Source organism: Kordia periserrulae (genome assembly GCF_003054265.1).
In the GTDB taxonomy this organism is placed as follows: domain Bacteria; phylum Bacteroidota; class Bacteroidia; order Flavobacteriales; family Flavobacteriaceae; genus Kordia; species Kordia periserrulae.
In genome coordinates this window covers 93,387-108,964 of sequence record NZ_QBKT01000011.1, presented here as the reverse complement: position 1 = coordinate 108,964, position 15,578 = coordinate 93,387, and the positions used below count along the sequence as shown (strand labels likewise).

Here is a 15,578-nt window from a genome sequence, read left to right as displayed (position 1 = left end):
AATTAGTACGTTTTTTTTCAAAATGTAACAGCTAAGAGTGTTAATTAATGTTAAGATATTGCAATTTGAGGTTTTGAAAGAAACACACAACAAATTCCCGAAGCATTAGTCGGGCGTTTGTTGCGTATCATCTGTTCGTTTTTTGGGTGCTCTTTTTGCATTTTTTAAACTTTGCATCAGCATCCATTCTATTTGTCCATTGGTACTGCGAAATTCGTCTGCTGCCCATTTTTCAATAGCTTTCAACATTTCTTCATTGATTCGTAATGCAAAGGCTTTCTTTTTTGCCATACTTATTTTTTTGACTCGATATTCGAGATTTGATTATCCTGTTACTCGCGGCGAAAAGTTTTTTGTTATACATTCTGACTTCTGCAGAAGTTTATTTTGGAGCTTTTTGATTTTTCAACATAAATACAATTAATACAATCGGCATGATAACCGCATATACAATCATGATATAAGTCATAATTTCTCCTGTAAAAGCATTGTTTCCTAATGCTTTTTGCATCATGGCATAACATACATACGCCAATAAAAGTAGCGTAAGAAAGTTTACATACCGCAACATTCTACTACTCAATCGGTAATTGTGTTCAGCATTTTCTTCTGTGATATTGACCATATAATTGTGAATGTGTGGAAACTTTGTCAACACATGCATTCCAATGGCAATCACTGTTGTGATACCAAGCAAAAACCAGATGATGTTTTTAGTACCTGTGCCATCTACTTCTCCTTTGTAATTGAAATGTGTCGGAATCGTTTCTGGCAATGACATGTACGTAACAATCACATATAGCCATAATGCAAGTAGCAATGCAGCTGTAGTTGCTTCTATGATTGTGTCAATAGGTTCTAAAGGAACTTTTATTTTAGGTCTGTTGTTGTGTAACATTTATCTGTTTTTACTCGATAATCGAGATTTATAATGCTCCGACGCTTGCGTCGAAATGTTTTAATAGTTTCTGCTGAATGCTTCGTGGGCTTTCCCCGAAGTAGTTGACTGCGTTCAAAAATAATTTGTACAAAACCTTCATGTTTGGTTACGGTGTGTAAAATCCAACCTTGTTTTGCATGATTTTTTAGAATTTCTTCAAGTTTTTCACTTCTACTTTTCCAACCCAAATTGGGTTTTACTACTTTGTATTCTTTCATGATATCTTATTGATGTAAGGTTCCTGTATTTACTACCGGAGAAGCTTCTTTATCACCACATAAAATCACTAATAAATTACTTACCATCGCTGCTTTTCGTTCTTCATCAAGTACCAATAATTCTTTTTGGTTTAATTCGTGAAGCGCCATTTCGACCATGCTTACAGCGCCTTCTACAATTTTATGTCGCGCGGCAACAATCGCGGTTGCTTGTTGTCTTTTTAACATAGCACTAGCAATTTCTTGTGCATACGCCAAGTATCCAATACGCGCTTCCAATACTTCAATTCCTGCAATGGATAAGCGTTCTTCCAATTCTTTTTCCAACGCTTCGCTAACTTCATTGACACTAGAACGCAAGGTAATGTCTTCATCGTGTCCTTCATCGGCAAAATTATCATACGGATACATACTTGCCAACTTTCGAACTGCCGCATCGGTTTGTACGCGCACAAAATGTTCGTAATTGTCAACGTCAAAAGCCGCTTTGTAGGTATTGTTTACACGCCATACTAAAATTGTGCTAATCATGATAGGATTTCCGAGTTTGTCGTTCACTTTTAAGCGTTCGCTATCAAAATTACTAGCGCGTAATGAAATTTTCTTCTTTGTGTAAAAAGGATTCACCCAATAAAAACCGTTTTGCTTTACCGTGCCGACATATTTACCAAATAATAATAATACGCGCGAACCGTTGGGATTGACCATGATAAAACCGAACGCCAATACCAATGCAATGATAATTACAGGAATAAATACTGGATTTTTCAAGAGAATCATGGCAGTGATGCTTCCAAAAAACAGGATTAAAAATACAAACAACATTAAATAACCGTTTGCAGGGATAATAATTTTTTCTTCTTTCATGATGATGAATTTTAGATTGATATTAAAATGATATCATAAAAATATAAAAATAATTTTATATTTTACTAAGAACTATGCCATTAAATTTCGGTAAACGTTTTTTTTAAATTCAATTTTATCAGTACTAGCAATAGTTTTTGCTTAAAAAATAAGTTTGGCACGCGGTTTGTTTACAGTATAGTGTAACAATGCAACGACGTTTAGCGAAGCTGGTTACTTCCTAAAAAGAGCTTGTTACATTTTTGGTTGGTTAGTTAAAAAAAGAGCATCCTTCGGGATGCTTTTTTTATGCAATTATGCGAAATGTAATATTGATGCGACCGTTAATTTTTCGCGCGGTTTTCGGAATTTGATGCAACCATTTATGTTGTGTTTCCCCTTTCATTAACAACAAACTTCCGTGTTGTAATAAAATTTTATGCTTCAAGCTTTTATTGGTGCGATGTTTTAAGTGAAAATACCGCTCTTGACCAAAACTCAAAGAAGCAATTACAGGATTGGTGCCTAATTCTTTTTCGTTATCAGCGTGCCAGCCGTTGCTATCTTTTCCGTCTCTATAATAATTAAGAAGCATGGTTGTAAAATTTTCATCACAGATTGTATCAACTTTTTGTTTTAAATCTTGCAATAAAGGTGTCAGTTTGTGCGGCGTCATTTCTATATTCGAATAGCTATATGATTTTTGATTGGTTCCGTACAAAGCTGTCAATCGCGGTTGCGCGTACACTTTGCCAAACACTTTAATATCGTCTTGTTGCCAAGGTGTTTCTTTCAGTAAGGTTTCGTACATACGAGTCGCTTCTTTTGGAGCAATAAAATTTGGGTAATACGTGATGTCAGCTTCAGGAAGATGCACAGGAAAACCTTGAGGATTTATTTTATTCAGCATTTTTAAAAGTGTTTTGAAACGCCTCAGATGCTATAAATTCAGGAAAATCTTGAAGCTCAAGTATGATTGTTTCTTCGCTAATTGAAAAATCTTTTTTCAACTCAACAAGTACATTCAGAGCTTTCTCTTCTTCATTCAGCATTAGTAGGCTAAAGAGTTTGTAATTGTATGCGTCAAAAAAAGTAGGATCTTTTTGAATCGTACGATTGAAGAATATCAAGGCTTCTTCATATTCATTTTTTAAATAAAAGTAAATTCCTTTGTACAAATCGTACACAATATCATCGCCTGTGTATTTTTTTAAATGTTCTGCTGCGGCACTCAAATCTTTCAAATCACCTGTGATGGCTTTTTCATGAAAATCCAAATAGGCTTGCAATCGCTCATCTTCTGAAAACTGGGTTTTCATTTCTGTGATGACTTCCAAAAGCAAATCAAAGCTAAGATTTGAAGCGGTAATTAATAAAAAACCATAATGATTGTCATTTCTATTTTCAATACCAATAGATTTTAAAAGATCATAAGCAGATTCATAGTCGCCAATTGAGATGAAATTTTGGACTGATTGATACTTTCTTATAGCTTCAAATGACTGATTTTCTTCGTTCATCGCTTCATAATATAGTTTTGACGCCATTTCTGAAAAAGCAACTCCCGAAAAGAAATTATAAATATCATTAATAATGATTTTATCTTTTTTAATCCCTAAAGTAAAATCCATAAAATTTATGATATCAGAGCGATAAACTCTAAACACAATATGTGGTACTCCTTCTTTTTTGTAAAAGTTTAGATACTTGAAATCCTTAGGACGTGCTAATTGATTTGTTATGGAGTTTCCAATTTTTATATATGATTTGAGAAAATTAACGGCTGTACGTTTTTTGTAACTTCCTGCCAGTTCTTGATTTGAAAAATTTAATAGTGAAGCTATATTTACTTTCTTGTTAAACTCTTCAAGGCGATTTTCGTATATTGATGCTTCAAGCTGTTTTGCAAAATCGATATAATCATCATCTGAGAATTGATTATAAAATTTAGTAATTTCTACTGTTTTTTGAGAAGCTTTATATTTTTTTCCAAAGTAAACAGCCAAAATTAAAAGTGTTCCTCCAATGATAATGGTTGTCATTATTTTCCAAAAATTATCGTTACTCGATTTTTTTGTCTTGTTCATGCGGTTTTAATGTGTAATTTTACAAATAGTAAATTTGTCTAATGCTAAAGTTCTTAAAGATACTATTTATTCTCATATGTATATCTTCAATACATTCATCTTCTCAATTGCCTAAAGGCTTCGTATATGTCACAGATTATATTCCCGATGTTGAATTGGAATTGCGCTATTTTGGCTCAAATAATTTTGTAGGAACTCCAATTGATGGTTACGAAGCCGAACAGTGTATTTTGACCTTACCTGCTACGAAAGCATTGCAAAACGTACAAAAATCACTCAAAAAGCAACAGTTAGGAATCAAAATATTTGATGCGTACCGACCGCAACGTGCTGTGGATCATTTTCGTCGTTGGGCATACGATTTGAACGATACGCTGATGAAGTCTCAGTTTTATCCTAATGTTGCCAAAAAAGATTTATTTCGCTTGGAATACATCGCAACCAAATCACGTCATAGTAGTGGAAGCACGGTTGATATTACACTTATCGATTTAAAAACCAATCAGGAATTGGACATGGGAAGTTCGTATGATTTTTTTGGAGAAATATCGTGGGTTTCCTATCAAGAGTTAACCGAAAAACAACTAGAAAATCGTCAACTATTGCAAAAAGTGATGTTGGAAAACGGTTTCCGAAACTATCCGAAAGAATGGTGGCATTTTACACTTCGCGGCGAGCCATATTATAATAAATATTTCGATTTTCCTGTAAAGTAACATGATTTTTGGAACTTATACTTTCGTAGTAATTCATTTAAAATTTAGAAAATATGGTAGACAAACTTCAAGAATTCGAAATCACAAACACAGAAAATATTACAGGCGGCGCTACAGCCACGGAATACATTATTCTATTATAAATATGCAAGATTCAAGTATCTTAATTATTTGTTAAGTAAGGTTTTACCATACTTAACAGTGAAAATGATTGTCTAATTTTCCGATTGTATAAACCAATAAAACACATAAGAATTATGTTGCAAAATATTTTAAAATTAGACGGAGTGCAATTATTAGAAAAAGTACAACAACAAGCTATCACAGGTGGAAAAAGACAATGCAGTTCACATGGAGAATGTGGACCAGGCAACTGTTGTAATACGGCAGGTTGGTGCCAGACTTTTGGTTCGCAAGGCTCTACAGGTTATTTATGTGACGGAGGTATGATATAATAAACGTCAACTTTTTTGAAAGTGGAAAATACGGTATTCCCGTAATTCATTCCGTATTAGTTTTTATAGATTTAAGTATTAACAAACAAAATTACAGCATGAAATCTAAAAGACTAATCAATTTGAATTTAGCAAAAGAAACTATTTCAACGTTTGACACAGCAGCCATTAAAGGTGGAGCCACGCAAAGCAATCAACAGCAAACCGGCTGTCAGACAAATTGTACGGCAACCACACAATGGGAATAGATATTTCTGCTAATTAACTTTTTATTAACCATAAATAATCAAATCATGAAAAAAAGAAATCTAAAAAAATTAAACTTATCTAAAAAGCGCGTTTCAAAACTAAAAGTAACTGAAATTGACAAGGTAAAAGGAGGTTCGGGTGTTGGATCTGCTTGCAATACTTGGTGGGACTGCTGGTTAGATTAATGAAAATAGAGAGAACTTCGGTTCGCTTTTTTTTGTATCTTACTAATTATTAACCAAATACTTAAAATTATGATACAAAAGTTAACAGCATTCAAAATTACAAACGCGGCTAAAATTGTCGGAGGAGAAGAAAGCGATACGGAAAGAAGAAAAAGTGCAGACAAAATGCACAATAAAATAACACAGCTAATGCAATCGTAACGCAGTAGAAAATTACCAAAACATACAATTATGATACAAAAGTTAACAGCACTAAAAATTAAAAATGTTTCTACCATCAAAGGTGGAACAGAAACTCAAGAAACTACTGTGAACAAAGCAAAAATGGCAGATAAAGCCATGAACGCCATTACACAATATATTTCTTCTTAGTAAATTTAAAAAAAGATAAAAAACAATCTCCAACATGAAAAGTTTGACACATCAAGCGCTCATTTTGGAGATTTTTTTGGAAAAAAACAATCTAACTTCGAAGAATTCCAAAAATCTAACAAAGTCTAACTTCAAAGAAGTCTAAAACAGTCTAATTTCGAAGAAATCTAATCATTAAACTTCAAAAATCGTTTCGCTTCACGCACTAATAAGCTTTTAAATTTGTTAGGTGGATGAATGGAAAACGCTAACTTTTCTCCCGTTTTGGGATGTGCAAATGCAATTGAAGTCGCGCACAAAAACAATCCTTTTTTATAATTTTCAGCTTCCTTTCCGTACAATTGATCGCCCACAATAGGATGATTGATGCTGGCTAAATGTACACGCAATTGATGTGTGCGTCCTGTTTTTGGAACTAATTGTACATGTGATAAAAATTTGTTTTGAAGAGATGGAACGGTTTGAAGCGTTTTGTAACTAGTAAACGCTTCTTTTTCAAAAACTGCTGAGGTAATTTCGCCTTTTTCATTGGTTTTACCAATCACTATGGCTTCATAAATCTTGTTAATTTTTTGTTGTTCAAACTGTCGGTATAACTCTCGTTGCGCACTTTTGGTTTTCGCAATGATTAAAATACCACTTGTCGGATTGTCCAATCGATGTACCGCTTTTGGATAGGAAAGCGCATCATGAGCAGTTGAAACTTTTAAATTGTGTGGCAACGCATTTTCAATGGTTTTAAAATAATTACCATTCGTGGGAAATCCTGCGGGTTTATTGATAATAGCAATATCGTTATCTTCAAAAATAACAGGAATACTCAACTTGAATATTTTTTTGACAATAGTTTCTGCTTCATGAATTTTAATGACATCATTTTCAGAAACATAAGTTGCAGTAGTTGCTTTTTTGTCGTTTACAGTAATCAACTGTTTTTTAAGCATTTTTTTAAAAGCACTTTTGGTAGCCACACTTTTAAAATGAGAAACATCATACTCTTGAATTCGTTGTGGATTCGTGAGTTGAGAGACAATATGAGTTTCGAGAAGTTTCAAAAACAATCTTTTTACAAAAATAACAATCGACAAGTATTTATAGGCGTGAAGGCATTATATTTTAAGTCGCACAAAAAAGTATTGCCAGCAAAACATACTTTCTTTCTAAAATATGTCTTATATTTAATCTTTCTAAATAGCCATTATGAATCTAAAGAAAGCACTATTTTCTACCGTATGTTTGCTCGTTATACTAATGACAGCCTGCACTTCAGACGATATTACTGTTGATGAATCTACCATGAGAGAGTCAGAATTGGAAGGGAATACCATACCTGTAACTGCCACAGTGCGTGTGGTAAAAGATACTGTTGTGCGAATACATACGATTAATAATACACGAATAAAAAACACTGTTCGTTCGTCTACGCGAAGAAGGAATTAAGAAGTTGAACATACGATTCATAAAAAACACGAAACGTTTTCAAGCGCTTCGTGTTTTTTTATAAATATTACTTGATTTTTTTCGCGACCATTTCTCTTCCGCCCTGACTTAGTGTAAAGCTAATAGGTAATTTTGTAGTTTCGTCTACGGTAAATGTGATAGTAGCCGGAACAACTTTTAAAAAGAAATCACGCTCCGATTCTGCAAACAATTCCGCTTTCGATTGATTGGTCGGTTGCGCAAAAATTTTCCCGTCTTCTAGGGTGATTTCGACTAATAAATTAGGAGTCAATTCGTAGGTTCCTATGTAGGTTTGCAATATTTCTTCAGGTAATTGAATTTCCTTTTTAGGTGCTGGCATTTTTTCATCACTCCAAACGCCCGTTACTTCGCCATTTTGATTTCTGAAAATTGCGGTCTTTTCAGGTGTGTCAGAAAAAATAAATTCTGAAAAACTATCTGCAAAGAAAAATTGATTTTCCGAAATCGGGTAGATCTTAAATTTAGTATTGCCATCCATACGTTGACTGTACAACTGATGGTCTTCTAGCGTGATAAATCGCGTAGTACCATCTTCAAATTTGTACGCGCCAACCCATTTTTGTAATTGTTCTTTGTTCAATTTAATAGCGTCGGCAACCTTTGGATTCGATTTTCCAATAGCAATTGCTGCAACTTTATAGGCAATTTCCGATGGCGAATTGCAATTGCAGTTGGTCAAAATAATCACATACACATTTTCGCTCGGCACATATACGCCTTGCGATGTATAACCAAAAATGCCGCCACCATGTGCAATTACAGGAACATCTTTAATTTGCACAGTTTGCCAACCATAGCCATAATTGATTGGGCTTCCGTTGTTGAGTGTGTAATTGGTAAAGGCTTTTTTGGTACTTTCTTTCGAGATTAATTTGTGATTGCGAATTGCGGTATTCCATGTAAATAAATCATCTACAGTTGACATAAGTGAACCCGCAGCATACGGAATGGTCATGCTTAAATAGTTGGCATTTACATACCCCGATTCGCCTTGTTGGTAACCGTTTGCACGATTTTCAATAAGTGTTGATTTGCTTCCGTAATAGGAGTTGTTCATGTTTAATTTGTCAAAAATGCGCTTCTGAATGAATTCTTCATACGATTTTCCAGTAATTTTTTCAATGATGTATCCCAAAATTACATACCCAGAATTGTTATACAGATATTGCTCGCCAGGTTTAAAATCCATTGGTTCGTTTTTAAAACTATCAATCAATTCCATTGGAGTGACATCTTTTCGAGCATACTCTTGCAACGAAGGCATTGAGGTGTAACTTTTAATACCAGAGGTATGTGTCAATAAGTGATGAATGGTGATTTTGGTATCTTGTGTAGGATACTCAGGAAGGTATTTTGTGATTTCATCTTCCAGCGAAAGCTTTCCTTCTTCCAACAACATTAAAACACCAACGGCGGTAAATTGTTTGGTGATAGAACCGATTTCGAAGACATTTTCAGGTTTCATGTCTACATTGAGTTCTAGATTGGCTTTTCCGTACGCTTTGCGAAATACAACTTCTCCGTCTTTTGCTACTAAAATGGTAGCTCCAGAAGCATTTTCTTTGTATTGTTCGCTCATCAAATTATCAATTTCTGTGAGATCATTTTGTGCATAGTGCAGCAACGGAATTGCAAGTAAAAGAAGGAAGAGGTAATTTTTTAAAAGTGTTTTTTTCATGTTTTTTTGATTTGATTAATTTTTTGATTGAATGAATGTGAATATGACGAACATATTTACGATTGGTTACAAAAAAACCGCTTCTTGTGAGAAGCGGTTTTAAGATAGTGAAAAATATGTGATTATTTAATCATTTCGTAACTACGTTTGATGAATTGTGTCAACTCTTCACCTGTCAATAAATTTTGCGATAAACGCGCTAAATCCAGTGATTGTTTGATTAAACGTTCTTGTTTTTTGCGTGTTTTTGTGTTTAAAATCTGTCCAACCAATTCGTGATTCGTATTTACGACCAAGTTGTACATTTCTGGGAAATTCCCCATACCAAACATACCGCCGCCAGTTTGCTGCATTTCTTTCATACGACGCATAAACTCTGGTTGCGTAATCATAAACGGTGACGCGTTAGAGTCCATCGCTTCTAGTTGAACTGTATATTTATCTGCAGGAACAACTTCTGTAAGCGTAGTTTTCAAAGTTTCTTTTTCTTCATCAGAAAGTTTTGAGATTTGTTCCTCATCTTTCTTGATTAAGTTGTCAATGTGGTCTGCATCGACACGCGCAAATGAAATATTTTCTTTAGACGTTTCTAGCTTTTGGATTAAGTGCGAAACAATCGGCGAATCTAACAACAATACTTCATAGCCTTTTTCTTTCGCGGCTTCAATATAGCTGTGTTGTTGGTCTTTGTTAGATGCGTACAGAATGATAGTTTTATCATCTTTATCGGTTTGCGCATCCTTAATTTTTTCGTGTAATTCTTCGTACGTGTAATACGTTCCGTCAACCGAAGGATACAACGCAAATTTATCTGCCTTGTCAAAGAATTTCTCTTCAGAAAGCATTCCGTATTCAATTACAATTTTGATATCATTCCACTTTGCTTCAAAATCTTCTCTGTTGTTTTTGAACAATGAGGTTAACTTGTCTGCCACTTTTCGTGTGATGTACGACGAAATTTTCTTTACGTTTCCATCGGCTTGCAAGTACGAACGCGATACGTTTAATGGAATATCTGGCGAATCAATCACACCTTTTAACATCGTTAAAAACTCAGGCACAATTCCTTCCACATTGTCTGTTACAAACACTTGGTTTTGATACAATTGGATTCTGTCCTTTTGCATGTTCATATCGTTTCCAAGCTTCGGAAAGTATAAAATTCCCGTAAGGTTGAACGGATAATCTACATTTAAGTGAATGTTGAATAACGGTTCTTCAAATTGCATTGGATACAATTCGCGGTAGAATTTTTTATAATCGTCTTCTTCCAAATCGGCTGGTTGTTTTGTCCATGCAGGATTTGGATTGTTGATGATATTATCAACTGTAATTTTTTCTGGTTCAGCGCCTTCTTCAGCATCTTCTGGAAGCGGTAGAGTTTCTTCTTTAGTTCCAAATTTGATTGGAATTGGCATGAACTTGTTGTACTTCACTAACAATTCACGAATTCTTGCATCTTCTAGGAATTCAGTAGAATCTTCAGCGATGTGTAAAATAATTTCTGTTCCACGATCCGTTTTGTCGTGCTCTTCTAATGTAAATTGTGGCGAACCATCACAGATCCAATGTGCTGCTTTTGCGTCTTCATTGTAACTTTTTGAAATGATTTCTACTTTTTCCGCCACCATAAAGGCAGAGTAAAAACCAAGTCCGAAGTGTCCGATGATTCCTGAATCTTTGGCAGAATCTTTATATTTTTCTAAGAATTCTTCTGCACCCGAAAAGGCTACTTCATTGATATATTTTTGAATTTCCTCAGAAGTCATTCCAATTCCTTGGTCAATGATGTGCAGTTTTTTACCTTCTTTATCTACTTTAACTTCAATGATTGGATTTCCATATTCTACACTTACTTCGCCAATGCTGGTTAAATGTTTAAGTTTTAAAGTGGCGTCGGTAGCGTTGGAAATCAATTCTCTTAAAAAGATTTCGTGATCGCTGTATAAAAATTTCTTAATGAGAGGAAAAATATTTTCTACAGATACATTAATATTTCCTGTTGCCATGTGTTATCTTTTTAGTTGTTATTAATTATTTTCATGATTATGGAATATAACTTCCCAAAAAAAATACCATTTTCACACAAGTGACAAGATGACATAAATGCTGTCATTATTTTTGATTAAAAGATTAAAATATTGAAGAATTGAAATATTGAACTTATTTGAAACGTCTTTGCGAAAGTTTTGCAAAAACTTGTGGCAATCTGTTTGTTGATGTACACTAATTTTTTTGCGTATACTAAACTCTTTAAATAATCTTTATGAATACAAAAAAACTCCGCCAAAAAGCGGAGTTTATAGTTTTATGTAAAAGAAATTACTTGGAATCTGGTTTTTTGTTTTTTAAATGCATTTCCAACCAGCGGTCTTGTTCCCACAACAAGTGCATGATGGATTCTTTAGCTCTATATCCATGACTTTCCTTTGGCAACATCACCAAACGCACAGGTGCGCCCATTCCTTTGAGTGCATTAAAATAACGCTCACTTTGCAGTGGATAGGTTCCTGAGTTATTATCCGCTTCACCATGAATTAAAAGTAATGGCGTTTTCATTTTGTCTGCATGCATAAACGGCGACATGTTATAATAGATTTCAGGAGCTTCCCAATAACTACGCTCTTCACTTTGGAATCCGTACGGTGTTAAAGTCCTGTTATATGCACCACTTCGCGCAATTCCAGCAGCAAATAAGTCAGAATGTGTGAGTAAGTTTGCGGTCATAAATGCTCCGTAGGAATGTCCGCCAACAGCCACTTTGGTTCTGTCGATATAGCCCAATTTGTCAACTGCATCAATGGCTGCTTTTCCGTTGGCTACTAATTGTTTTATAAACGTATCGTTTGGTTCTTCATCTCCTTCACCAATAATAGGGAAAGATGCATCATCCAACACTACATAACCGCGCGTTACCCAATAAATCGGCGAGCCGTAATATAGAAAAGTAAATTCGTTCGCATCTGCAGTTACCTGACTTGCACTGCTTTTGTCCTTAAATTCTCTTGGATATGCCCAAAGAATCATTGGGTATTTTTTGCCTTTTTCATAATCTGTAGGCAAATACAAGGTTCCTGAAAGCTCCAATCCGTCATCACGCTTATACGTTATGACTTCTTTTTTAACATCTTTAATGCTTTCAAAAGGATTTTTAAAGTTGGTCAATGCCACTGCAGGCGTATTCTTTTTTAGGTTTTGAATGTAGTAGTTAGGATATTCACTCTGCGATTCAAGTCGTATCAAAAAAGTACCTTTCTTTAAGTCAACCGCATTCATAATATCAAGCGTTTTATTGGTGTAATCGGACTCGTAAATGCGCTTGGTTTTTAGTGTTTTGATATTGAATTTATCCACAAAAGGCTTTTTACCATCTTTGCTGTAGCCATCACCAATTAAATACAGATTATTTTTTTCAATGCTTAACACTGATTCGTGATATTCATTTTCAGAAGTAATAAAATTTCCAGGGTTACTGTAGCTATCTTGATAGTTTCTATCGAAAATAATAGTTGCTTTTTTAGTATTGTCTGAAGGATTGAACAAGTATGTTTTCGTATTTCGCGTGTTCCACCAATAATCATACGCAACTGCAGTAGTACTATTTCCCCAAATGACTCCAGAAAAACGTCCCACAGTTTTCATTAATGATGTCGGTGTTCCAGTAAATGGTGCTTTTAGTTGAAAGGCTTCATCTCTATACGGAACTTCTTTTGCTGGGTCGCCGCCATCCAGTGCTTCTGCCCAATAAATGGTTGCTGGTTGATCATCGCGCCAAGAAATGTTTCTACGACCTGTACGTGTTGACATAAATCCTTTTGGTAAGTCTTCGATAAGTGGCACTTTTAACGCTTCGTATACTTTATTTCCATTAATATCATAAATGGTAGATGTTGACGGAAATCTTCCGTAGGTCACCAAATAGGAAAACGGTTTGTCAATCGTAGTCAACATCACATATTGACCATTTGGCGACACAGACATCCCGCGATACATATTTTTTTCTTTCCATAAGGTTGTTGTACCATCCAAACTTACTTTATACAATTCAGCAGTGGCTAATTGCTCAAAGTTGAATTCGTCGTTTTTATTTTTTAGTAAATCTTGATAGGTTCTGTTTTGTGCTTTGACACCTTCTTCACTTACTGAAATGGTAGGTCCAACAGGAACAGTACTTGCAGTATTGATGAGTTCTTTTCTGCTATTAGGAATTTTTTTCACGAGTAATTCGTTACTGTTTTTCAACCACATAAAAGGGCTGCCAATATTGGCATTTAGGTTAGCGTCGGTTACTTTTGTTGCCGATTTGGTGTTAAAATCGATAATCCACAATTCAACTCCAGTTTCAACAGTATTTGTCAATGCTAGTTTGGTTTCATCAGGAGACCAGCTCATGTTTGCAAAACGCCCTTTTGTTGGCAATCCGGCAACGGTTTCTTCTGCGTTATCTCTACCAACTCTTATTTTGATTTGATTGGAATAGTTTTGTCTACTACCAATATTTGTTTTTGGATTGATGCGCAAACCGCCTAGGCGTAATTCTTTTTCAGAAAGCTCAGCGATGCTTTTATAATTATCTCTGTAAGCAAAATAAAAGTTTTTTCCAGCATCATCCATACGAACGATAGGAGCAGGTTTTGCATCGGCGAGTTCTAAAATTTCTTGTGGAGGTAGTTGATAGCCAAGATTTTCTTGTGCGTGTATTCCTAAAAAGGGAAGGAGAAATAGGAGAAGTAAATAGGTTTTTTTCATGTTTTTTTCAGTATTTATGGTTGATGAGCGATAAAGCTATCTAAAAAAAGTCTAAAACTTTATAAAAAAACAGTATTTCTTGTAAGGTTTAGGTCAAAATCTCGATTTATCGCCTATGATTAAGGATAGAAATCGTAAAGTATAGACAATAATTCCTTAATCAATTGTTTATTTATTGGTTAGGTTGTTTTTAAAGCACATTTATATTGTATGAATGTGCTTTTTTGTTGCACTACATTAGATAATAATGACAGATATAATTATTAATGCTTAATTTTGTAGCTTAGTTTTTTAAGAAATCGTAGTTTTATATACCGTTTTCATACGAAAAAATATAAAGTTGATAATTTATGTATACATCTAGAATTATAGGATTAGGACATTACGTTCCAGATAATGTGGTTACCAATGACGATTTGTCTAAAATAATGGATACCAATGATGCTTGGATTCAGGAACGAACAGGAATCAAAGAACGAAGATTTGCCGTAAAAGGCACCGAAGATACAACCTCAGGAATGGGCGTAAAGGCAGCCAAAATTGCCATTGAACGCGCAGGAATTGACAAAGACGATATTGATTTTATCATTTTTGCCACTTTGAGTCCCGATTATTACTTTCCAGGACCAGGTGTGATGGTGCAAAAGGAGTTAGACATTAAAACGGTAGGAGCGTTGGACGTTCGTAATCAATGTTCAGGATTTGTATATGCAATTTCTGTTGCCGATCAGTTTATCAAGACTGGAATGTATAAAAATGTTTTAGTGATTGGTTCTGAATTGCATTCTCACGGTTTGGATATGACCACGCGTGGAAGAGCTGTTTCCGTAATTTTTGGTGATGGCGCAGGCGCTGCCGTGTTGACAAGAAGTGAAGACAACAGTAGAGGAATTTTATCTTCACACCTACATTCACAAGGAGAACACGCCGAAGAATTGTCGTTAATTGCGCCAGGAATGGGAAAACGCTGGGTGAATGATATTATTAAAGATTTAGACAATGATGAAGAAGATACTTCTTATTTTCCATATATGAACGGACAATTTGTATTCAAAAATGCCGTAGTTCGTTTTAGCGAAGTCATTATGGAAGGTTTGGTGAAAAACGGCTTGAAAAAGGAAGACATTGATATGCTCATTCCGCACCAAGCGAATTTGCGAATAGCACAGTTTATTCAGAAAAAATTTGGACTAGGTGATGACCAAGTGTATAATAACATTATGCGTTACGGAAACACAACAGCAGCTTCCATTCCTATTGCATTGACAGAAGCGTGGGAAGAAGGAAAAATAAAAGAAGGTGATACGGTTGTATTAGCAGCTTTTGGAAGTGGATTTACGTGGGGAAGTGTAATTATAAAATGGTAATTAAAACATACACAAACAAAATCCCAAGTACTAGCGTGCTTGGGATTTTTTTTGATAATATCTAGTATACTTTGTGCAATATAAATGGTAAATTTTAGAGTGCTAAATTCGAATAATTAACCTAATAACAATACAGTATACTTTATGAATATTGCAAATTTCGACGTTTTTATTCGAATTAGATTGCTCATTTATACAATTTTAACAGTTTTTTTGTCAAAATACACAACTTTA

The 15,578-nt window shown here is 34.7% G+C and carries 18 protein-coding genes; 8 read left to right on the top strand and 10 right to left on the bottom strand.

Annotation, left to right across the window (positions count from 1 at the left end):
• Positions 1-105: 105 nt before the first annotated feature.
• The 6 genes from C8N46_RS18290 to C8N46_RS18265 form a co-directional block, all read right to left on the bottom strand.
• Positions 106-291 (bottom strand): Arc family DNA-binding protein, encoded by a 186-nt coding sequence (locus C8N46_RS18290; RefSeq protein WP_108116556.1) that lies wholly within the window; start codon positions 289-291, stop codon positions 106-108.
• Between the two features lie 91 nt (positions 292-382).
• Positions 383-898 (bottom strand): DUF1648 domain-containing protein, encoded by a 516-nt coding sequence (locus C8N46_RS18285; RefSeq protein WP_108116555.1) that lies wholly within the window; start codon positions 896-898, stop codon positions 383-385.
• On the bottom strand, positions 871-1,158 hold the full coding sequence (locus tag C8N46_RS18280) for a DUF4177 domain-containing protein (protein WP_108116554.1): 288 nt from the start codon (positions 1,156-1,158) through the stop codon (positions 871-873). The genes C8N46_RS18285 and C8N46_RS18280 overlap by 28 nt, the downstream gene beginning before the upstream one ends.
• A gap of 6 nt (positions 1,159-1,164) precedes the next feature.
• Positions 1,165-2,025, bottom strand: coding sequence for an SPFH domain-containing protein (locus C8N46_RS18275; RefSeq protein ID WP_108116553.1), 861 nt, complete (start codon positions 2,023-2,025; stop codon positions 1,165-1,167).
• 286 nt (positions 2,026-2,311) lie between these two features.
• On the bottom strand, positions 2,312-2,914 hold the full coding sequence (locus tag C8N46_RS18270; RefSeq protein ID WP_108116552.1) for an alpha-ketoglutarate-dependent dioxygenase AlkB family protein: 603 nt from the start codon (positions 2,912-2,914) through the stop codon (positions 2,312-2,314).
• Positions 2,904-4,091: a hypothetical protein gene (locus C8N46_RS18265; RefSeq protein ID WP_108116551.1), complete on the bottom strand. Its 1,188-nt coding sequence runs from the start codon at positions 4,089-4,091 to the stop codon at positions 2,904-2,906. The genes C8N46_RS18270 and C8N46_RS18265 overlap by 11 nt, the downstream gene beginning before the upstream one ends.
• 107 nt (positions 4,092-4,198) lie before the next feature.
• Here C8N46_RS18265 and C8N46_RS18260 point away from each other — a divergent pair, with 107 nt between their 5' ends.
• The 6 genes from C8N46_RS18260 to C8N46_RS20665 all read left to right on the top strand — a co-directional run bounded on the left by C8N46_RS18260 (position 4,199) and on the right by C8N46_RS20665 (position 6,068).
• Positions 4,199-4,807: a M15 family metallopeptidase gene (locus tag C8N46_RS18260; protein WP_108116550.1), complete on the top strand. Its 609-nt coding sequence runs from the start codon at positions 4,199-4,201 to the stop codon at positions 4,805-4,807.
• 257 nt (positions 4,808-5,064) lie between these two features.
• Positions 5,065-5,262 carry a hypothetical protein gene (locus C8N46_RS18255; RefSeq protein WP_108116549.1) on the top strand — a complete coding sequence of 66 codons (198 nt, stop codon included), beginning with the start codon at positions 5,065-5,067 and terminating at the stop codon, positions 5,260-5,262.
• 98 nt (positions 5,263-5,360) lie between these two features.
• Entirely contained in the window at positions 5,361-5,510 is a 150-nt protein-coding gene (locus C8N46_RS20675) for a hypothetical protein (protein WP_158269204.1), read from the top strand.
• 45 nt (positions 5,511-5,555) lie between these two features.
• On the top strand, positions 5,556-5,696 hold the full coding sequence (locus tag C8N46_RS20670) for a class I lanthipeptide (RefSeq protein ID WP_158269203.1): 141 nt from the start codon (positions 5,556-5,558) through the stop codon (positions 5,694-5,696).
• Positions 5,697-5,765: 69 nt separating this feature from the next.
• Positions 5,766-5,897: a hypothetical protein gene (locus C8N46_RS20995; protein ID WP_262498091.1), complete on the top strand. Its 132-nt coding sequence runs from the start codon at positions 5,766-5,768 to the stop codon at positions 5,895-5,897.
• Between the two features lie 30 nt (positions 5,898-5,927).
• The gene (locus tag C8N46_RS20665; RefSeq protein ID WP_158269202.1) at positions 5,928-6,068 is read left to right on the top strand and encodes a hypothetical protein; all 141 of its coding nucleotides are present in this window, start codon (positions 5,928-5,930) and stop codon (positions 6,066-6,068) included.
• A 167-nt stretch (positions 6,069-6,235) separates the two neighbouring features.
• Here C8N46_RS20665 and C8N46_RS18250 read toward each other — a convergent pair whose 3' ends face one another.
• Positions 6,236-7,123 (bottom strand): RluA family pseudouridine synthase, encoded by an 888-nt coding sequence (locus C8N46_RS18250; protein WP_108116573.1) that lies wholly within the window; start codon positions 7,121-7,123, stop codon positions 6,236-6,238.
• A 145-nt stretch (positions 7,124-7,268) separates the two neighbouring features.
• Between C8N46_RS18250 and C8N46_RS20215 the strand changes: the two genes are divergently transcribed.
• Positions 7,269-7,508 (top strand): hypothetical protein, encoded by a 240-nt coding sequence (locus C8N46_RS20215; RefSeq protein WP_146169878.1) that lies wholly within the window; start codon positions 7,269-7,271, stop codon positions 7,506-7,508.
• 67 nt (positions 7,509-7,575) lie between these two features.
• On the opposite strand, the gene C8N46_RS18245 is transcribed toward C8N46_RS20215, so the two are convergent.
• The 3 genes from C8N46_RS18245 to C8N46_RS18235 all read right to left on the bottom strand — a co-directional run bounded on the left by C8N46_RS18245 (position 7,576) and on the right by C8N46_RS18235 (position 13,977).
• Positions 7,576-9,228, bottom strand: coding sequence for a serine hydrolase (locus C8N46_RS18245; RefSeq protein WP_108116548.1), 1,653 nt, complete (start codon positions 9,226-9,228; stop codon positions 7,576-7,578).
• A gap of 122 nt (positions 9,229-9,350) precedes the next feature.
• The gene (htpG, locus tag C8N46_RS18240) at positions 9,351-11,237 is read right to left on the bottom strand and encodes a molecular chaperone HtpG (protein ID WP_108116547.1); all 1,887 of its coding nucleotides are present in this window, start codon (positions 11,235-11,237) and stop codon (positions 9,351-9,353) included.
• Between the two features lie 313 nt (positions 11,238-11,550).
• The gene (locus tag C8N46_RS18235; protein ID WP_108116546.1) at positions 11,551-13,977 is read right to left on the bottom strand and encodes an alpha/beta hydrolase family protein; all 2,427 of its coding nucleotides are present in this window, start codon (positions 13,975-13,977) and stop codon (positions 11,551-11,553) included.
• A gap of 350 nt (positions 13,978-14,327) precedes the next feature.
• Between C8N46_RS18235 and C8N46_RS18230 the strand changes: the two genes are divergently transcribed.
• A complete protein-coding gene (locus C8N46_RS18230; protein WP_108116545.1) occupies positions 14,328-15,344 on the top strand; it encodes a 3-oxoacyl-ACP synthase III family protein in 1,017 nt (338 codons plus the stop codon).
• Positions 15,345-15,578 lie beyond the last annotated feature (234 nt).